Annotated in this window: 20 protein-coding genes; 13 read left to right on the top strand and 7 right to left on the bottom strand. The window is 39.4% G+C overall.

Translation table 11 applies throughout. The features are described from left to right. Window positions 1-86: 86 nt before the first annotated feature. A complete protein-coding gene (locus ACFVAD_RS12305; RefSeq protein WP_386640160.1) occupies window positions 87-533 on the bottom strand; it encodes a GlcG/HbpS family heme-binding protein in 447 nt (148 codons plus the stop codon). Window positions 534-1106: 573 nt separating this feature from the next. Further along, window positions 1107-2135: a zinc-binding alcohol dehydrogenase family protein gene (locus ACFVAD_RS12300; RefSeq protein ID WP_386640157.1), complete on the bottom strand. Its 1029-nt coding sequence runs from the start codon at window positions 2133-2135 to the stop codon at window positions 1107-1109. Window positions 2136-2693: 558 nt separating this feature from the next. Here ACFVAD_RS12300 and ACFVAD_RS12295 point away from each other — a divergent pair. Further along, window positions 2694-3353, top strand: coding sequence for a Type 1 glutamine amidotransferase-like domain-containing protein (locus tag ACFVAD_RS12295; protein WP_386640154.1), 660 nt, complete (start codon window positions 2694-2696; stop codon window positions 3351-3353). Between the two features lie 109 nt (window positions 3354-3462). On the opposite strand, the gene ACFVAD_RS12290 is transcribed toward ACFVAD_RS12295, so the two are convergent. Next, window positions 3463-4374, bottom strand: coding sequence for a serine hydrolase domain-containing protein (locus ACFVAD_RS12290; RefSeq protein ID WP_386640152.1), 912 nt, complete (start codon window positions 4372-4374; stop codon window positions 3463-3465). Between the two features lie 426 nt (window positions 4375-4800). On the opposite strand from ACFVAD_RS12290, the gene ACFVAD_RS12285 reads away from it, so the two are divergent. The 3 genes from ACFVAD_RS12285 (at window position 4801) to ACFVAD_RS12275 (ending at window position 6832) form a co-directional block, all read left to right on the top strand. Next, window positions 4801-5703: a LysR family transcriptional regulator gene (locus ACFVAD_RS12285; protein ID WP_386640149.1), complete on the top strand. Its 903-nt coding sequence runs from the start codon at window positions 4801-4803 to the stop codon at window positions 5701-5703. Between the two features lie 216 nt (window positions 5704-5919). Then, on the top strand, window positions 5920-6435 hold the full coding sequence (locus tag ACFVAD_RS12280) for an acyl-CoA thioesterase (RefSeq protein WP_386640146.1): 516 nt from the start codon (window positions 5920-5922) through the stop codon (window positions 6433-6435). 25 nt (window positions 6436-6460) lie between these two features. Beyond that, on the top strand, window positions 6461-6832 hold the full coding sequence (locus tag ACFVAD_RS12275; RefSeq protein WP_386640143.1) for a hypothetical protein: 372 nt from the start codon (window positions 6461-6463) through the stop codon (window positions 6830-6832). 279 nt (window positions 6833-7111) lie between these two features. On the opposite strand, the gene ACFVAD_RS12270 is transcribed toward ACFVAD_RS12275, so the two are convergent. Then, window positions 7112-8209: an L-dopachrome tautomerase-related protein gene (locus ACFVAD_RS12270; RefSeq protein WP_386640140.1), complete on the bottom strand. Its 1098-nt coding sequence runs from the start codon at window positions 8207-8209 to the stop codon at window positions 7112-7114. A 375-nt stretch (window positions 8210-8584) separates the two neighbouring features. Next, window positions 8585-9706 carry an NADH-dependent flavin oxidoreductase gene (locus ACFVAD_RS12265; protein WP_386640137.1) on the bottom strand — a complete coding sequence of 374 codons (1122 nt, stop codon included), beginning with the start codon at window positions 9704-9706 and terminating at the stop codon, window positions 8585-8587. Between the two features lie 544 nt (window positions 9707-10250). Between ACFVAD_RS12265 and ACFVAD_RS12260 the strand changes: the two genes are divergently transcribed. The 8 genes from ACFVAD_RS12260 (at window position 10251) to ACFVAD_RS12225 (ending at window position 16590) form a co-directional block, all read left to right on the top strand. Beyond that, a complete protein-coding gene (locus ACFVAD_RS12260; protein WP_386640314.1) occupies window positions 10251-11231 on the top strand; it encodes an SDR family oxidoreductase in 981 nt (326 codons plus the stop codon). A gap of 18 nt (window positions 11232-11249) precedes the next feature. Further along, complete coding sequence (locus ACFVAD_RS12255) at window positions 11250-11414, top strand: hypothetical protein (RefSeq protein ID WP_386640134.1); 165 nt, start codon at window positions 11250-11252, stop codon at window positions 11412-11414. 697 nt (window positions 11415-12111) lie between these two features. After that, window positions 12112-12783: a helix-turn-helix domain-containing protein gene (locus ACFVAD_RS12250; RefSeq protein WP_386640131.1), complete on the top strand. Its 672-nt coding sequence runs from the start codon at window positions 12112-12114 to the stop codon at window positions 12781-12783. Between the two features lie 67 nt (window positions 12784-12850). After that, on the top strand, window positions 12851-13234 hold the full coding sequence (locus ACFVAD_RS12245) for a DUF1398 family protein (RefSeq protein ID WP_386640128.1): 384 nt from the start codon (window positions 12851-12853) through the stop codon (window positions 13232-13234). Window positions 13235-13261: 27 nt separating this feature from the next. Then, entirely contained in the window at window positions 13262-13939 is a 678-nt protein-coding gene (locus ACFVAD_RS12240) for a DNA alkylation repair protein (protein WP_386640126.1), read from the top strand. Window positions 13940-14298: 359 nt separating this feature from the next. After that, a complete protein-coding gene (locus ACFVAD_RS12235; RefSeq protein ID WP_386640123.1) occupies window positions 14299-14727 on the top strand; it encodes an ASCH domain-containing protein in 429 nt (142 codons plus the stop codon). Window positions 14728-15095: 368 nt separating this feature from the next. Then, window positions 15096-16082 (top strand): MBL fold metallo-hydrolase, encoded by a 987-nt coding sequence (locus ACFVAD_RS12230; protein ID WP_386640121.1) that lies wholly within the window; start codon window positions 15096-15098, stop codon window positions 16080-16082. Window positions 16083-16119: 37 nt separating this feature from the next. Beyond that, on the top strand, window positions 16120-16590 hold the full coding sequence (locus tag ACFVAD_RS12225; RefSeq protein ID WP_386640119.1) for a peptide-methionine (S)-S-oxide reductase: 471 nt from the start codon (window positions 16120-16122) through the stop codon (window positions 16588-16590). A 123-nt stretch (window positions 16591-16713) separates the two neighbouring features. Here ACFVAD_RS12225 and ACFVAD_RS12220 read toward each other — a convergent pair whose 3' ends face one another. Then, complete coding sequence (locus ACFVAD_RS12220) at window positions 16714-16995, bottom strand: toxin-antitoxin system YwqK family antitoxin (RefSeq protein ID WP_386640116.1); 282 nt, start codon at window positions 16993-16995, stop codon at window positions 16714-16716. 560 nt (window positions 16996-17555) lie between these two features. Here ACFVAD_RS12220 and ACFVAD_RS12215 point away from each other — a divergent pair. Then, complete coding sequence (locus tag ACFVAD_RS12215) at window positions 17556-18215, top strand: Type 1 glutamine amidotransferase-like domain-containing protein (RefSeq protein WP_386640113.1); 660 nt, start codon at window positions 17556-17558, stop codon at window positions 18213-18215. Window positions 18216-18357: 142 nt separating this feature from the next. On the opposite strand, the gene ACFVAD_RS12210 is transcribed toward ACFVAD_RS12215, so the two are convergent. After that, the gene (locus tag ACFVAD_RS12210; protein WP_386640110.1) at window positions 18358-18756 is read right to left on the bottom strand and encodes a DUF350 domain-containing protein; all 399 of its coding nucleotides are present in this window, start codon (window positions 18754-18756) and stop codon (window positions 18358-18360) included. Window positions 18757-18758 lie beyond the last annotated feature (2 nt).

Below are 18758 nucleotides of genomic sequence, written 5' to 3'. Positions count from 1 at the left end.
CCCTGAGGGACAGCCCCATTTGTTTAGCCGTTTTTTCGTCAATATTGGCGGGACCTAGTTTAGTTATAGGGCTAAAACCGCCTGATTTACAGCAAGCTCATGGAAGACCCGATCCGCGCCTTCGGATAGGTTTCGAAAGCCCGCACCGCCGCTTTCGCAACCTCAATGTCGTTTGCGACCTTACTGCCGCTTGCGCCGACCGCCCCTACGATTCTCCCTTCGAACGACAACGGAATCCCCCCTCCGAACACGACCACGCGTCCGTGGTTGGTCGTATTGATCCCGTACAGCTCCCCGCTCGGGACCGCCAACGGAGCAAGGCTCGCCGTGGGCATTTTTAGCGCGACCGCCGTCCATGCCTTATTATGGGCGATGTCGATACTGGCCAGCCAGGCATGGTCCATCCGATGAGAAGCAACGAAATTCCCGCCATCGTCTACGATGGCGATCACTTCCGCAATCCCGAGCTCCCTTGCCCGGAGTTCTGCTGCGTTAATCAAAACTTTGGCGACCTCCAGAGTGATTTTCAACATCTGCGTCCTCTCCCTCTCGACTGATTCGATACATGATATGCATCATACGCTTTAGGTATGCATTCGATCCCGTCATCATAGGGATTCGTACATCCATGAATGGAGCTGGTAAAATTCTGTATAAAATAAGTTATTTTGTGAAGATGTCTGATCCCCTTTTTTGGTAACTTGGGCCGCGATGTTAGCAATCCGGAGGAAAACGAAGAACGGCTCTTTCAAAAACGATGCGAACAGAGCCGTTTTTTTGAAATTGTTTCACGGAAGACTGAAAAAATGGGGGAATATCATTTAAAATGCAGGCCCCGGTGAAGCCTATATTGTCGGACAGGGTTCAAACCCCTCAACTCCCCAAATTCCTTGCCTAATATATGGAACCTTTTCAAGGGTACTTAAAAATTTCGCTTCAAACATGATATAAAGAATCGTATCATAAATATTTTCAAGTTTTCTTATTGTAAAATTGAAGCCGACTACAAACAGCAGTCGGCTCTAACTTATTTCTTCTTGCGAATAAACGTATCACCTGCTTATTGGGCAAGAAAATTCTATTGTGTGCTTTCCAAGAACAGGTGTTTAAACAAAATTCTCTAGCACAACCTTGCCAATCGTCCTATTGCTTTCCAATAGCTTGTGGGCTTGGCGAAGATGCTCTGCTGAGATCGGTCCAAGTACTTCGGCGAGCGTTGTCTTCAATTTTTGTTGATCCACAGCATCAGCTATCAGATTGAGCAGTAAGTGTTGCTCGATCATATCATCCGTTTCATAAAGCGAGCGCGTAAACATAAACTCCCACACGAAGGTGGCACTTTTTTGCTTAAGCAATTTAAGGTTGAGCGGAGAGGTAGGATCATCAATTGCGCAAACGACTCCTTGGGGAGAAACGGCTTCGCTGATGCCGGCCCAGTGTTTTTCCAAAGCATTCAGGCAGAAAATATACGGAACGCTTGAAAACCCTATTGCTTCAAGCTGCGGAAGGAGCGGGTCATGGTGATTAATGGTATAGTCGGCGCCCATTGATTTAACCCAATCGACGGTTTCCGGGCGGGAAGCAGTACCGATTACAATGAGCCCCGCTTGTTTTGCAAGCTGGATGGCAATGGACCCTACACCTCCAGCTGCCCCGATAATCAGCAGGGATTTTCCTTGGTTGGCGCACGAATCTTTAGAAATCGACATTCGGGTAAATAATGCTTCCCAAGCTGTAATAGAGGTTAAAGGAAGAGCTGCCGCTTCCGCGAAATTCAAGGAAGTTGGCTTGCGCCCTACAATCCGTTCATCAACCAGATGGTATTCACTGTTTCCGCCTTGCCGTGCAATGCTGCCCGCATAAAAAACTTCATCCCCCGGACGGAACAACGAGCAGTCCGGTCCCGCCTCTTCAACAATTCCTGCAACATCCCAACCTAAAATTTTTGGGACTTCTTCAACACTGTCTTTAGGAGCACGTACCTTAGTGTCAACCGGATTGACCGATATGGCGATAACTTTGACCAAAATGTCACGACCCGTCGCTCTTGGTTTCTCCACAACTACATCTACTAAGCTTTCTGGATTTTCAATTGGAAGGTATCGGGTAAGTCCTACCGCCTTCATTGTAGCCATAATAAACCACATCCTTTCCTTACTAGTATACCCTTTGTAAGGTAATGATTAAAATACTGTTAGCCGTTACAAACAGCTCGGGGAAAGGGGGATTTGTCGGAACAGCAAAAAGAGGAATTAGTAAGTTTTATAAGAAAGAGATGCTATTCCTCTAGAGGCTATGACTGGTGGAGAATTGTTTCGTTCTTGCTTCAGAAATACTTTCGACAAAACATTATTATTATTATTATTATTTCACCCGTACGGTATATTTGTTCCGAAATTATCAATAAGGCATATCAGCATTTAGAGAATCGACCTTGTTGAACAACGTGTAACAGGTGACGTTACGCTGCTTGATTTAATCAGATCTCCCAAGCTTCTCTTAATCGATTTCATTTTCGAATCAAAGGAATATCAATTTGAGCATGGAGAAAATATCAATCTATAAATTCTTCAAGAATTATTTTCAAAAACAGGCAGCTTTAAGGAAACGCCCGGCTACATACAAGCTAACTTTTTAAAATGCTATGCATCATACTTTATAGTGAAAAAATCAGCAAAAGTGAAGGTGATTACATGAACAGACATCTTTTTCTCTTCGGAGGAGGTCCTCCATTTACAGCGGAGATGGCAAGGAGGTTTGCATCAAAAGCAATGGTTGCGGGTACTCCGGTCTCGATCTTGTTTGTGGAGCGGGAGGGCTGGGAGGAGTATATGCCCTGGTATACGCAGGGGTTGGAGCAGTTTGGGGTCAGGGAATTCAAGTATCTGCCTCTGCCTTCGACTCCGATTGAAGTGGTGATCGATAGTGTGAGGAACAGTTCCGGGATAGTCATCGGTGGCGGGGATACGAATTTGTATGCGGATTACATTGTGGAAACTCCTATTTCGCAAGCTATCAAGGAGACGTATGAGACAGGCATTCCGGTGGCGGGATTTTCTGCAGGGGCTTTAATCAGTCCGGCAGTTAGTGTGATTTCCCCTAAAGACAATGAGCAGAATGTATTCCAATCAAGGAGAGGCTTGGGATTGGCCAAGGAAGTTGTGGTCGCCGTGCACTTTTCAGAGTGGGATGATGAGGAACATTTGAGGAATGCGGTCAGTAGGTGCAACGAATCTAAGAATTATGGGATCGATGAGAACACGGGTGTATACCTTTTGAATGGAGAGCTTGAAGCCATGGAAGGGAATGGGGTATACACGTTATTGGATGGGGTGTTGCGGAAATTAAATTAAGCTGGGTCAACACAACAGGGACGGTTCTCTGCTTTCAAAGCAGTAGTACCGTCCCTGTGCGTCATTTTGATGGAAGCAAGGGGTTGGTTCCTCCCGCCGATTCCCGTATTTATGCTACAACTAATTCACTTAAATGCTTTTTGATTATTCTCATCGGTTTTAAGCTATCTTCGTAAATATCACTAGTGACGGTAATTGTAATATTGAGATCGGGAATGATAATAATAAACTGCCCGCCAAAACCAAGCGCGAAATAAACTGGAATTCCTTTGTAATCATCACACCACCAATGCTTGCCGTAGTGACCAATAAAATCATATGTTATGAGATTTGGTTTTGTAGAATCACTAATCCATTCTTCAGAAAGTATTCTCTTGCTTCCAAATATACCTCTGTTTAGCATCAACAGGCCGATTTTCTCCATGTCATTTACTTTCATAACAAGCCCGTCTGCACCTTTGTTAATATTCATTTTATCTACATACCATCGAAATTCCGTAATACCAAGATGTGAGAATAGATGCTTCTTAGCGAAATCCTCTGTTTTCATTCCACTGACTTTTTGGATAATAGCAGACAAAATATGAGAAGCCCCAGAATTATAATTCATATGAGTCCCTGGAGTGTGTAACATCGGTCTATTTATCACAAACTGAACGATGTCTGTATGATAGACCATAGGTGCAAAGCAATCCCATTCACCAAACTCAGGGAAATCAAGACCATCAGTCATCGTAATTAAGTGACTAATGGTAATATCCATTTTAGATTTGTCGCTTTGGGTTTCAAATATTTTCGGGAAAAAAGTATGAACGGGTGTATCTAAAGAAGTAAGTAACTTTTGATCAAATGCTATTCCAATGAGGATAGAGATAATACTTTTAGTACACGAATTTATTTTATGTAACTTATTTTCTTGTTTTTTATTTTTATAGTAGGAAAATATTCTTTTAGCACCTTGTGTAATTAGAACAGAGTTTATTTTTTCTTTTTTTATGTCTTTTAAAAATAAATCATCCATAATTTTCCTCCCTTTATAAAAAATTATATCATCTGCTATTCTTTTCATCAATCCGATTATGGTGATGGCAAACACCATAAAATTCTTGGGAAAATCTGTTGAACAAGCGGGTGGATCGTGAAACAGGCACGGTTTGAGCTGCTCCCTTGGCACTATTTATCGTTGCCACTATCTTTGAAAAAGCAGCAACTTACTTATTTGGTCGGAATCCTTAGATGTGGGGATAACTTTTTAGAAAGCTAAGAGGTTTTTTAGTATAAACGAAGGAAGCAGAGAACCGTCCCCCTGCTTCCAAAAAAGTAGAAACCCCGAAACTCCAGGAGCATATTGATTTGCCTTTTTGATAAATCTCAAGCGAATTTGCCAAAGTAAAAAGTGTGGTAGAATAAATTATCTTTAAAAAAGAATATAAGGTGTTCGATGAAATTGGAAATTAAACATTTGGAGTGTTTTATTGAAGTTACACGTACTGGCAATTTCACCAATGCAGCTGAAAATCTGTTCATTACGCAGCCTGCCCTCAGTAGAATTATCAAATCATTAGAGGTTGAACTTGGTACACAGCTGTTTATTCGTACAAGAAAAAAGCTGATATTAACAGATGCAGGACTTATTCTAAAAAAACATGCATTAATAATTGAAAATCAGTTGCAGCTGTTGGATGCGGAACTTGGTAAGATGTTCATGCTAAAAAAGAGCCATGTCCGTATTGGGCTCCCTGCGATTACCAATTCCATTTTCTTCTCACAACTGATTGCCTCGTTTCATGAAAGATATCCAGAGGTTACATTTCAATTGGAGGAGCATGGATCTAAGCCGATTGAAGAGAAGGTTATCAATGGCTTGCTAGATTTTGGGGTTGTCGTTCTTCCTGAAAAAAATGATGATTTCGACTATTATATGTTTGTTAATGAGGAATTAAAATTAGTTGTACCCTCGTCTCATCGTCTTGCGGGGAAACAGGAAGTGTCATTGGAAGAACTTAAAGAAGAGAGCTTTATTATGTTCAACCGGGATTTTGAGTTAAGAAACCTTGTCACCACTGCCTGCAGAGAAGCTGGTTTTCAACCGATAATCATTTCGGAAACATCACAATTAGATTTTATTCAAGAATTAGTTGCTTACAATATAGGTATTACATTGCTGCCTGAGAATACATGTTTAGAACTAGCAAATGATTTTCGGACTATAACCGTAACCAATCCGACAATCGAGTGGAATCTAGCGATGATCTGGAAAAAAGATGCTTACTTATCACAGGTTGCGAAAGAATTTATCCGATTTGCCAAAGTAAAGCTGTCGACAGCTAATCATAACCATGATTCATAATCTAGAATAAGTAAAAATTAGAAGGCTTCCCCTTGTTAAAAGAGGAGGCTTTTTTTAATTGTATAGGCCAAAGAGCGCTTACATACTGTTTTGTTATGAATGGTATATGGGATTGGCATTGTATCTTTCCACTATAGTCATATTATAATTGTCCTTGTGAAAAGGCTAATGAATATGAGGCGAACGCTTCAATATTTTATAATAGGGTGGTAATTCATGGAAGCAAAAAAAGTTAAAGAAACGCGTGTTGTTCAGACGGATCAAGTACTCATTAATGATTTGAACAACTATCATACATTATTTGGTGGAGTTCTAATGATGAAGATGGATGCTTGTGCGACGCTTTCCGCTCGCAGGCATTCACGGGTAAAGGAATGTGTTACTGCTTCGACCGACTCAGTAAATTTCCTCGAACCGATTCGACAAAGTGATTCAGTCTGTATTGAGTCCTTTGTCAGCTATACAGGTAAAAAGTCAATGGAGATTTTCTGTAAAGTAATAGCCGAAAATCTTGAAACCGGAAAACGTAGACTCGCAGCTACTGCATTCTTAACTTTTGTTCCTTTAGATCAAGATAAAAGACCTATAGAAGTGCCAACTGTTATTCCAGAAACAGAGGAAGAAAAATTTCTCTATGAAACGGGAAAAGAACGTGAAAGAGTTCGCAAGCTAAAAAGAGAAAAAAACAAAGAACTCGTGTCCAAACTTTCACTGGATAAACCATGGGACTAATACGAATCAAAAAGGAGGAGATATAATGCTTACAACATCAAGTTACAACCAATTGAAAAATGCGCAAATGGCTTTCGAAAAATTAAATGCCGCAAAACCATCTATTTATAGAAAATTTATCAATATCATTAAACTGACTCGTCAATTACAGTTTGGATATCAATATATGGGCGCATTAATTATGGATGAAGACATAGGAGAATTCAATTCGAAGTCAAAAGATGATTATATATTGTCTGTCTATTATCGGGAAATCGAAAATTTAAAAACAGATAATAAATTCCTTGATTTACAGCAGTTACTAAAAAACTATAAACAACTCAGCTATGCTAATATTAGCAAGTTGGCATTGGGGGAAAAACCAGAAGCATTAGTTGGTCCAACCTTAGTCCGTTAATAGCCGAAGGGAACCTTTCGCTTAGAACTTTTATGTGAACCGTACCATAAATAGTGGTAAAGCAAAGAGTATCGATAATATTAATACAACATTATACTTACCTAATCTATAGAAAATTTCTAGGAACAGTTTAACATTGACCAATAAAACTGTTCCTAAAAACCTTTTTTTTGTGAAATGGTCGGTAATATATGAGTTTTAATATTGAAAAAAGAATCTTCAGCTAATTCCCGATAAACCTCTCCTGGCATAATGTGAAAATTATTCAACCATTTTTTATTACGAAAAGGTAGGAGCAGGGAATTCATCAATCTTCATACGAAGTAAACTATAAGGCTTCTGTCGCAGGTCTTTTCCATAATGAAACCTTGCCTGGCGATGTAATTGGTTCACAATGACATATAAGTATTGATCCGGCCCAATTGAAAAAGTATCTGGCCATAAAATTCTCGGATCATGAGCAATTGTTTCCATTATGCCATTCGGCAATATCTTTCGAATACTGTTGTTTTCATAGTCGCCGGCATAAACAGTTCCTTTTGCCCCTGTAATCATTCCATCAGACGCACCTTTTTCTCCCCAGTATTCCACCTGATAAAGTAAATCCCTGTCAGGTATCGTTCTGTCTCTTAGAGCTTCTGTTGAGATCGAATACAAATGCCGACTGGAAAGTGGACAATAAAATAAAATCTTTCCATCAGGAGAAATCGCTATACCATCAGACGCCAATCTGAATGGAGATGTTGAGCCATCTTTGTTTCGGTTCATCAAAATTTCCCCTTCTACTTTCGGTAAAAAATAAGGGTCCGGTGAAGTTGAATTTGCTCCATTTAACCGTCTAAACGCGTTTCCACTTTCTAAATCTACAACGATAATAGCTCCTGGTCCTTTGGAAGATGAATCCGTTATATATGCATAACCTGCTTTTCCAACACGAAAATCAAATCGGACATCATTCAGATAAGTTGTAGGCAGGACAACATCTTCTGTAAAGGTATATACTTTTCTTATTGTATTGGATTTTAAATCAACAGCGACTAATTTTGCCCCACCTTTAATTGGTACAGAAAAATTCGGTGCCGCTGTATCTAATACCCAAAGTGTTCCCTTTCCATCCGCAACTACACTTTGGACACTGATGAAAGACATGGTGACATTATCTTTATTACTCAAATTGGTTTCCAAATTAGGATAAGGCTGCAAAGTATCCCCAACAATTTCCGCCACTGTGAATTTAACGTCGTCTCCCCATTTCGGAAAGCAAATGAAAATTCGACCGGTTTCTGATACACTAACGCCTGTCGGCATAGCCCCATAAAATACATGGACTAGTTCAAACTTACCGAAATATTTTTCCATAGGTAACATAGGTTTCATGGTATCCTCCTCAATAATTTGTCACGGGATATCACCTATATATGATTTTAATTTTTTTTAATGCCTGGTTCTTAATTGGCTAAAAACAACCTCATTTAGAGAAACCAAGGTGAACCATACCACTTTTTACTTTCTAGGGCTGATAAAGCTTTATACAAATCTAAAGAAAACGGGCGGAATCAGGTAAGTGTAATCTAAACAAAAAAGCGGCTATCGATAAAAGATAGCCGCTTTTGTTTAAGTTTTTTTCTTAGAATTAGTTAATTTATATACTCGCAACCGAGCCGCCATCTAGCCGAAGGTTTACACCATTCATAAAGGAAGCCTGTTCAGAAGCAAGGTAAACAACAACAGTCGCTGCTTCAAGTGAACTCCTTATACAATAGGAAACCAGCCAGGGATGGCAGTATAGTATTCCCACATTTTATCAGAAATAGCTAGTTCTTTTTGATCTTCTTTAGATAATGTTGTACGGATATTGTCTTCTTCACCTGCTTGTACTTTTTGTACCCACTGAGGTTCCATTATCAATTCCCTCCCTAAAGCGATTAAAGGTACACCTGTTTCAAATGCTTTCATCACTTCATCGGGTGTCCGCAGCATTCCAACACCCATCACAGGAACACGATCGCCGACACGTTCGTGGATCATAACAACTCGGGATGTCTGATCGTTATCATCACGGATTGATCCGGTCCAATAGCCGCCGACAGAAACATGGAGATAATCCAGGTCCTGGTCCGCTAACTTGTCCACTAGTTGCAACGTGTCTTCCATGGTGATGCCAGGATTCTCTCTTTCTTCTGGTGAAAAACGATAGCCGATGATAAAAGGTTTTGTTGCATGGTCTGAAACTGTTTTTTTAACAGCGTCAACTACAGCAAGCGGGAAGGACATACGTTTTTCCAGAGTTCCACCCCACTTGTCAGTTCTACGATTTGAGTGTGGAGAAAAGAATTGCTGAATCAAATACGTATTGGCACCATGGATTTCAACTCCATCATACCCAGCTTCGATTGCTCTTCTGGTTGCTTCACCAAATGCTTTAATAATTTCATCGATTTCGTTTGCTGTCATTTCCCTAGGTACCACGGCATCGTCCCGTTCCGCTGCTACCGCACTCGGAGCAATTGGTTGACCATCGAGCAATTCTTCAGGAGGGCACATTCTGCCACCGTGAAAAATTTGTAAAATCGCCTTTGATCCTTTTTCCTGTATAGCTGTCGCCACGCGTCTTAAACTAGGGATTAGGGAATCGGAATCTGCACCAAATTCACCCGGGAATCCTTTTCCATTCCTGGTGACGTATGTGCATGCGGTGATTACAGCTCCTACACCACCTGCTCGTTCTTGATAATACGCAATTTCTTCGTCTGATACTTCACCATTTTCATGTGCCGCCGTATTGGTCATGGGTGCCATTGTAATACGGTTCTTTATTTCAACTCCAGAACGGAAGGTAAATGGTTTAAAAGCAGCTTCATATTTTGGATTCATCTTTTTTCCCCCTTTTGTTTACATCAAGCTTGTTAATGAGTTTTGCTATATAGCAAATGGATAACATAGTCTACAAAAATTTCTTTGACAGGCACTTTTTTATATTCTATACAAAAAATTTATAGAGATACAATTAAAGCTTGCCATAAGGTTCGGCCCTTATTAAAATCCTATTTTGCTTGTAATGCGTATAAACTAATCGAAAAAAATATTGATAATTTGCGATATGTCTATATTATTTTACTTCATCCCCAAAATCAATTTTTTTGCTTGGACAGGGCTAGGAAAGTGGAACAATAAAACGGCAATAGGGCCAAATCTATTATGTGGTTAGCCAATAAGTTGATAGGTTAAAAGGGTAGAATGTTGAGTAAAGAAGCTCCTTGTCCTAAAGGTCAGTTCACTAAAGAAAAAAGGTGTCTCTTTTGAGGAAGAATATTCTTCTGTGTTGAAAATAAAAACATTTTTCCGCTTTTTTAACTTTATTTGTAGTGAACAACATATACATTCTATTGAAGAAAATTATTTCTATAGGAGGTTTTCCATGGATCAAAAGGATCAAAGTCGTCAATTAGACGAAATAAAGCAAATGCAACAAATGTTTAAAGCGAACATGAAAACTCAACCTTATCCCATGTACCCTAACTATGGGAAAATCACACGTTACGAAGAAATTCCGATAAGTTTACCTGAACAGCGCCAGTTGCGCCATCCCGGAGTGGAAAAGTTAATGGTACCCCTTCCAATTATAGAAAATCCGAACTATAAAGGGAGTGGAAAGTTAACAGGAAAAGTAGCACTTATTACAGGGGGGGACAGTGGTATTGGTGCAGCAGTAGCAATTGCGTTTGCTAAAGAAGGCGCAGATGTTGCTATTTCGTACTTAGATGAACATGAGGATGCAAATAGGACAAAAACGAGGATTGAACAACTCGGACAACGTTGTTTACTAATGCCTGGTGACTTGCGAGACAAACAAGAGTGTATCTCCATTGTAGAACAAACAGTAAATACGTTTGGACGTCTCGACATACTTTGTAACCACGTTGGTATCCAATTCCAACAACTAAGTCTGCTTGACATAACAGATGAGCAATTCGATGATACCTTCAAAGTTAATATATACTCTCATTTTTACACAACAAGAGCGGCGCTTCCTCATTTAAAACCAGGCAGCTCAATCATTGGCACTACTTCTGTGGTTACGTATGTAGGTGAGAAGCAAATGATTGATTATACTGCCACAAAAGGCGCAATAGTTGGTTGGACACGTGCCCTGGCTAATAATGTCGTGAAACAAGGGATCCGAGTCAACGCCGTCGCCCCAGGACGAATATGGACTCCGCTTATTGCAGCAAGTTTCTCGTCAGACCAAGTCGCTGTATACGGAGCGTTTAATCCAATGGAACGGGTTGCCCATCCTTTTGAACTTGCACCAACCTTTGTCTATCTTGCTTCTGATGATTCTCGGTTTGTTACTGGTCAAGTTCTTCATGTTGATGGGGGAGAATCCACACATTCCTAATGGAAGGGGGGTACCATTTTGAGATATGAATTTAATCCAGAAGTAAAGCTATTGCTAGTAAACCATTCCAATGAAAAAGTAAAGATGGACTATATGGAGAATTCCTGGCCAATGTCTAAAATAGCACTTAGACCACCATACTATTGCTACCCAAGTTATGAGCTGAATTATCCAATAATCTAAAAAATAACAGACAAACAGACTTCTATACACAGTGTGGAAGTCCATTCAACATTTCGCTTAGGGTTCGCAATTATGCTTACTTTCAAAGCATCCATTTAAAACCAACAAGAAAATAGTATAACGGTTTTAAAACGAATTTCATCCAGTCTTCCTCACGATTATTAACCATATGATAACCATAACTTGCTTATCCAAGGGCCACTTTATGTGTATCAAAGGTTTAGTAAATGAAATCATCCAATCGATTCATCCATAAGTCAGGCTGACCCCGAGTTTCTTATGAACACTTACAGGGTCAGCTTTTTTATTTTCAGAGGAATTTTGGAAGAGATTTAATGGTTATTTGTATTGTTACTGTTAGGAAGGGAAGGAGATTATTTACTATGCTTCTTCAACTAAGTACATAATAAAGCTAAAAAAAAACGAAAAGTGTTATTATGATTTTTATTGAATATAGAAATTCTCTAGTCTGATAAAATGGTGTAGAGGAAGAGATACTAATAGTAATTGAAATAATAATGTAGCATTCCCCATGGTTGTTTTTATTACTGCTTTTTAAACAGAAAAGATTGAAGAAAGGCAGAACTCCAATGATAGTTATTCGTCCAAAGAGATTAGCTCCATTTGTAGAAAAATAGTATGGCAAGGTAAAGGATCAAAAGAACCTTATATAGTTTATCCTGATATTTTTCATGTAATGGGATTTCAAAACTTAGGCCAAATTAATGTATTAAGCGGAAATCAAAGTCGGAAACTTGAAAGTGCTGGAATAACAGGTATTGATTCAGCTCCAAAAACTTTTCAGGGTACAGAGAATATTTCTTCTGTATTAGTTTTTTTAAAGCCAGAAGCTCTTTTTCAGTGGAAAAAGATTCATCCTAAAGAAGTGGCAGGAACTAGTATTGGTTTAATGGATTTTTGGATGAAAGAATCAGACTGGGATAGAATCTTGAATATACAAGATGAAAACCCATATAATTTTTTAGCACTAGTAGAGCAAATGTTATGGAATGAATTTAAAACTGTAGAGGCTGACCCTTGGATTTCATGTGTTATAAAAGAAATCATAGCGACGCATGGCACAATTCGAATTAATGATTTAGCCCAAGATGTAATTCTTAGCAGAAGGCAATTTGGACGAAAATTCACTGAAAGAATAGGTATTTCCCCTAAGACATTTTCGCAAATTGTACAATTTCAATATGCCAAAAATTTGGCGAAAGAAAAAAATAAATTTGTAGATATAGCCTTTGAAGCCGGATATACTGACCAATCACATTTTATAAAAGAATTTCGAAAGCATACTGCTTCAACACCGAGTGAATTCTTTTCATTTGATAAAGATAATGTCCCATTTTTACAAGAATAAGAAGTATCCCCAAGGTTATAATTATGATGACGTTAAGGGAATATAATCATAATTGGAGGTACTATTTATGAATGACAATATAACAGAAAGTGAGTTTCAAGAAATTATCCGAAGAAGAAGTAACGGTGTAATCGATTTTTCCCGATTCTTAGATGAATTGTCCCAAAGAGGGATAAATGAATACGAAATAGAAGTTGCAACAGGGCAAGCAACATATAAAGGAGTATATTCAGAGTTTAAAACAGATTCCCAAGTAAACTTGGTAATTTCAGATAACTTTAATCGAAGTAAGGTACTTGAGGCAATCTCAAACATCTCTCTACCATTCTTAGACTTCTTAAAAGAGATTGCCGATGCAGGAATTGTCACATATCGTGTGATTATTCCAGAAAAAAAAGCTATATACCTTGGTAATAGAGGAGAAGAAATTGAAGAACAGCTTAAAATATAAAGAAATTCCAAAACTAGGTGCTAAGTAATGGTCATAATAAACAGCAGTTACGTTGAGGAACTTGTTGAACTATATACCCAACAAATTGATATGGATTATGCTAACTGGTCTAAAAATTACTTGAGGAACCAGTTTGACTTTTTAGGGATTCGAACACCAATACGTCGAAAACTAACGAAACATTTTTTAAGTGAATTTGGTGTACCGACAAAGGAAAACCTAAAAGATATCATTCTTACATTATGGGAACGTGAAGAGAGAGAGTATCAAAAAGCAGCACTCGATATACTTGACAAAGTAAAAAAGGATCTCACCCCCGACGATATGCCATGGTTAAGTTCCTTATTAGTTAGTAAGTCATGGTGGGATACTGTGGATGTACTTTCCCCTCATATAATGGGTTATATGTTTATAGCCTATCCAAAACTAATTGATCAATATGCAGATCAATGGATTTTAGATGAGAATTTTTGGTTACAAAGATCAGCGTTACTATATCAACTTTATTACAAGAATCGTACGGATGAAAAACGCTTATTTCAATATATTCTTAATAGGGCTGATAGTGAAGAATTTTTTGTTCAAAAAGCAATAGGTTGGGTCTTGAGAGAATATGCAAAAACAAACCCTTTAGTTGTAAAAGAGTTTGTTTCTTTAAACTATTTAAAGCCACTTAGTAGACGAGAAGCGTTGAAAAATCTATAAATTATGTTAACGATATTAAGCTAACAAGTGAACTAAACTAAAGGGTTGCTAGGCAACCCTTTAGTTTAGTGTAAAAGTAAGATCGTGAAGAATATACTTAAACTATAGGGTGCAAGAGCTGAAGATTATTTACGAGTCTCCGGCTCTTTTTTTTTGCGCTAACGGGGCAGTTTTCTTGAAGATAAGTCAAAGAGAGGAAATTATTAATATGTCTAGGACAGGGATAATATTGAAGGACGGCAAAATGTGAATTTTCATTAAATCTGGTTTCCGAATTCCAATTAAACCTTTTTGCTATAATATTCTTCTCTACGGACACGATAAGACAAACGAAACTTTATAGATTGGTGGCCGGGAGAATGAAGGTATTATCTATGATTCAGCCTTGGGCAAGTCTTTTTGTCCTTCGAGAGAATGAATTTGAAACAAGGTCATGGAAGACAAATTATCGCGGGCCGCTGGCCATTCATACAAGTAAAAAAATAGATAAGGCTGTCTGCAGGCATGTGGCCATCCGTTCGCTGCTCGGTAAGCATGGATATACAGAAGAGACCCTTCCAACGGGAATGATCATTGCTGTAGGCCGGCTTGAAAATTGTCTTAAGATAACGGAAAATAATCAGACATCAGCAGTCCTGGAAAATGGACAAATCGTATCAGGAAATGATTATTTTTTAGGAGACTTTAATGTGGGAGGATATGCTTGGGAGGTTCATGACATGAAGATCTTGAATGAACGTATCCCAGCAAAAGGCCAGCTTGGGTTATGGGAAACTGATTTATTATGAAAGACGATGGAGGTAAGCGGTATTACACTTGTACATAGGAATAACGGATTAATCCCAACTAATTCAATTGAAATTGTTTTGGAACTGTACCTTTGCATAAGAGAAACGTAAACCATTAAAAGTTTTTTTTTAGTTGTGCAGACAATAACTCCTATACCTAAAAAGGGATATGTAGGAAGTTGTCGAAAGTAACAATATGTAGGATTTTAAGGGGGATAAATTAGTACAACTAGTTGTTAAAAGGTATTAGAACATCCCAAATGATGTGAGGGCGTTACTTCCATTGCAGAAAATGTATGTGCCGGAAAGGTGCCAGTGTATTGGGTAAATATTTTTCGATAAATAGAGGGAGTTAAGGGGGAGTAGCAGTGAAAGGTTCGAAGTTTATTTTCCTTGAAAGAAAGTTTCCTAGTGCGAATATAATTGTGATCAAGGATGAGCTCCCGACCCTTATCGATACTGGGTTTGGTAGTGATGTAATAGAAACGGAGCAATTAGTGAAAGAGGCAGGGGTTGCCCCAGAAGAAATTCAGCTAATTGTGAACACGCACTATCATAGTGATCATGTAGGTGGTAATTTTTATTTTCAAAATACCTATGGGATTCCGATTGCTGCGCATAAGTGGGAAGGGGCAGTAATCAATGCTTGTGACCCGGAAGCCTGCAGTGCAGAATGGCTAGATCAGTCTGTGGAGCCTTATCGGGTTGATAGCATGCTATCAGATAACGATGAGATACATACAGGAACCCGAACCTTGAACGTCTTGCACACGCCAGGTCATACATTGGGGCATATTTCTTTATATGAACCGGAAGAAGAAATATTGGTTTGTGGCGACCTCTTTCACCAACATGATGTTGGGTGGTTAAATACTTTTAGGGAGGGTGTTTCCTCTATCCAGCGGTCGTTGGAAAGCTTGGATAGACTTTCGGGACTGAGGATCAGGAAGGTGTATTCAGGTCATGGATCGCAAATGGAAAATCCAATGGAGGCTATTGATGCAGCTAGAGGCCGGTTGGAAAAATGGATTAATGCACCGGAAAAAGTATCCTGGCATGCCTGCAAAAGAATCCTTTCATTCGCATTAATTATCAAAAATGGCTTGGCCAGAGAAGAAATAAATCCCTATCTCTTAAGCTGTGGATGGTTCCAGGATTATGCACGGCACGCATTCAAGCTACAACCAGAAGAATTTATCCCAATCCTCCTCCACGAAATGATCCGCTCCAAAGCAGCGAGCTGGCACGAAGATAGATTAGTCCCCAACACCCCACACCAACCACCACCAAAAGAGTGGATGGATAAGCATGTCATGCCGAGGGATTGGATGCGGGGGGACGGTTCCCGAGTATGATGAGTTTAGCTGAATTTATACATGGAGGAGAGACAAAATGGAAGTAGTATATTTTGCAGGTGGATGTCTCTGGGGAGTACAAGCATTTATAAAAACTTTACCTGGTGTTACGTTTACAGAAGCGGGAAGAGCTAATGGAACAAGTAATACACTTGAGGGTGAGTATGATGGGTATGCGGAATGTGTAAAAACAGAATTTGATCCTAGTGTTGTAACTATTGGGAGATTAATGGAATATTACTTTGAGATAATTGATCCGTATAGTTTGAATCAACAAGGAGCGGATGTTGGAGAGAAATACAGAACCGGCGTGTATAGTGAAGAGGGTAAACATTTGGAAGAGGCGAGGGCGTTTATTAGTAAGAGAAGTGATTATGACCGTATCGTCGTTGAAGTATTACCTCTTACAAACTATGTGAGAAGTGCAGAAGAGCATCAAGATAGGTTAGCGAGATGTCCCGATGATTATTGCCATATTCCAGAAGAGATATTAAGTAAATATAAGTAATTAAATGGAAGCAGAGGACCGTCCCGCCGCTTCCATAGCTTTTGAAAAGAGACATGTCGCTGGGGCTTGTCTCTTTTCTGTGAAGTATAGTAGGTGTGGGGCCAAGCTGCCCCTTCGTCCCAATTATTTCTTATCCCGATTGGTAGTTTTATATTTCTCCCCTTTGCTATCGTAAGTGATCCTTTCACCGACAGGCTCACCCTTTTCAAAATACCCCGACCGTTTAATTGTTCCGTCGGTCCGATACCATTCCCAATAACCTTCGGGCTGATCATCTATCATTTTTCCCTTTGACCAGATTGTTTTCCCATTGGAGTGGTACTTGATCGTGTATCCATCAATCACTTCAAGCTCTTTTTCCTTCACTCCATTTTGGTGAACAAGGTCACATTTTTCATTTTCCATGGATTACCTCCGAAAACAATATTTCATTCTTATCTTGATTGTATTTATAAAGTTTTTTATTCTCGTTGTTAAGATATCCGACCATTTATATTTTATCATAAAAGACACTCAGGACTATTAGATAGGAAGATGAGTAGAACAAGGCACACCATAAACAAAGGTAAAAAGGGATTTATTTAACCTCTGTCGAAAAGTGAAAACAAAGGGACGTTCTTTTGCTCTGATGCAGTAGAGCCGCTTCGCGTGTTTATTTAATTGGCTCTCCCAAGCTTCTCTTGATCGATTCCGTTGCGAATCAGAGGAGTATCCATTTGAGCAAGGAGGATAATATCAACCTATAAATTCTTCAGGCAGTATGTGGGGAAAGTAGAGTGAATATGTTTTCTAAGCTCAGAGGATAAATTACTAGGATAGTAATTTTTAAACAAAAGTTTGATTATAAAATCTTAAAAAACAGGCAGCTTAAAGGAAACGCCCGGCTACATACAAACTAACGTGATAAAATACTGTGCTATCATAATTTTTATATTTGAAAAATCGGCAAAAGTGAAGGTGATAATATGAATAGGCATCTTTTTCTTTTTGGAGGAGGTCCTCCTTTTACAGCTAATATGGCAAAACATTTTGCATCAAAAGCATTGGTTACTGGTTCTCCGGTCTCGATCTTGTTTGTGGAGCGGGAGGGCTGGGAGGAGTATATGCCCTGGTATACGCGGGAGTTGGAGCGGTTTGGGGTCAGGGAATTCGATTATTTGCCTCTGCCTTCGACTCCGATTGATGTGGTAATCGATAGTGTGAGGAACAGTTCCGGGATTGTCATCGGTGGCGGGGATACGAATTTGTATGCGGATTACATCGTGGACACTCCTATTTCGCAGGCTATCAAGGAGAGATATGATGCAGGCATCCCTGTTGCGGGCTTTTCTGCGGGGGCTTTAATCAGTCCTGAGGTTTGTGCGATTTCCCCTAAGGATAATGAGCAGAACGAATTCCAATCAAGAAAAGGTTTAGGATTGGTCTCGGATGTAGTCGTTGCCGTGCACTTTTCAGAGTGGGATGATGAGGATCATTTGAGGAATGCGGTCAGTAGGTGCAAAGAAACCAATAATTATGGGATCGATGAAAACACGGGTGTATATCTTTTGGCTGGAGAGCTTGAAGCCATGGAAGGGAATGGGGTATACACGTTGAGTGATGGGTTATTGCGGAAATTAAATTAAGCTGGTCAAGCACATGTAAAGCGTGATAAAGACGAATAATATGGGGAAGTTCTATCATTCATTTGTTGAAGCTGGATATGAAACAAAATTTAAAAGGGGATAAATGGAAAGAGCTCAAAGCAAAGGCCTTGAGCTCCGATTTTTAGTAAGTCAACGAACTAGCAATAATCCACCCAATAGACAAGGAGAACATCATTAGTAAAATCCCAACAGAGACGCGGTCCTCATTGATGGCATCCTTAATGCTGTAATTGATGGTCACGACTTCTGCCAGTATGTAGAAGACGATTTGTGCGACGATCCCGATTACTCCCCAGATGACCATATCCAGGAATGATACCGAATGTGCGATGGCCGAGCCGATGACGAAGGCTAAACCGAGAAGCTTCCCGCCCATTACAAGTGCTGCAGTTGTATTCCCTTGTGACACCTTTTTGATTTTTTCATTTCTAGAAGTTAGATCAAACAAAAATAATCCAACAAATAATAGAACAAATGCTGTTCCTGCGTAGATTCCAAACGACGCTAAATAGCTGCCCATTT

It is taken from the genome of Sutcliffiella sp. NPDC057660, from assembly GCF_042800035.1.
Classification (GTDB): Bacteria; Bacillota; Bacilli; order Bacillales; family Bacillaceae_I; genus Sutcliffiella_A.
The sequence above is the reverse complement of the archived record's forward strand: the minus strand, read 5'-3'. Positions and strand labels throughout refer to the sequence as shown.

Bases quoted from the DNA above. Each gene is read 5' to 3' on its own strand.
- ACFVAD_RS12305 (WP_386640160.1), bottom strand. From the start codon at position 533: ATGTTGAAAATCACTCTGGAGGTCGCCAAAGTTTTGATTAACGCAGCA.
- ACFVAD_RS12300 (WP_386640157.1), bottom strand. From the start codon at position 2,135: ATGGCTACAATGAAGGCGGTAGGACTTACCCGATACCTTCCAATTGAA.
- ACFVAD_RS12295 (WP_386640154.1), top strand. From the start codon at position 2,694: ATGAACAGACATCTTTTTCTCTTCGGAGGAGGTCCTCCATTTACAGCG.
- ACFVAD_RS12290 (WP_386640152.1), bottom strand. From the start codon at position 4,374: ATGGATGATTTATTTTTAAAAGACATAAAAAAAGAAAAAATAAACTCT.
- ACFVAD_RS12280 (WP_386640146.1), top strand. From the start codon at position 5,920: ATGGAAGCAAAAAAAGTTAAAGAAACGCGTGTTGTTCAGACGGATCAA.
- ACFVAD_RS12275 (WP_386640143.1), top strand. From the start codon at position 6,461: ATGCTTACAACATCAAGTTACAACCAATTGAAAAATGCGCAAATGGCT.
- ACFVAD_RS12270 (WP_386640140.1), bottom strand. From the start codon at position 8,209: ATGAAACCTATGTTACCTATGGAAAAATATTTCGGTAAGTTTGAACTA.
- ACFVAD_RS12265 (WP_386640137.1), bottom strand. From the start codon at position 9,706: ATGAATCCAAAATATGAAGCTGCTTTTAAACCATTTACCTTCCGTTCT.
- ACFVAD_RS12260 (WP_386640314.1), top strand. From the start codon at position 10,251: ATGGATCAAAAGGATCAAAGTCGTCAATTAGACGAAATAAAGCAAATG.
- ACFVAD_RS12250 (WP_386640131.1), top strand. From the start codon at position 12,112: ATGGGATTTCAAAACTTAGGCCAAATTAATGTATTAAGCGGAAATCAA.
- ACFVAD_RS12245 (WP_386640128.1), top strand. From the start codon at position 12,851: ATGAATGACAATATAACAGAAAGTGAGTTTCAAGAAATTATCCGAAGA.
- ACFVAD_RS12240 (WP_386640126.1), top strand. From the start codon at position 13,262: ATGGTCATAATAAACAGCAGTTACGTTGAGGAACTTGTTGAACTATAT.
- ACFVAD_RS12235 (WP_386640123.1), top strand. From the start codon at position 14,299: ATGAAGGTATTATCTATGATTCAGCCTTGGGCAAGTCTTTTTGTCCTT.
- ACFVAD_RS12225 (WP_386640119.1), top strand. From the start codon at position 16,120: ATGGAAGTAGTATATTTTGCAGGTGGATGTCTCTGGGGAGTACAAGCA.
- ACFVAD_RS12220 (WP_386640116.1), bottom strand. From the start codon at position 16,995: ATGGAAAATGAAAAATGTGACCTTGTTCACCAAAATGGAGTGAAGGAA.
- ACFVAD_RS12215 (WP_386640113.1), top strand. From the start codon at position 17,556: ATGAATAGGCATCTTTTTCTTTTTGGAGGAGGTCCTCCTTTTACAGCT.
- ACFVAD_RS12210 (WP_386640110.1), bottom strand. From the start codon at position 18,756: ATGGGCAGCTATTTAGCGTCGTTTGGAATCTACGCAGGAACAGCATTT.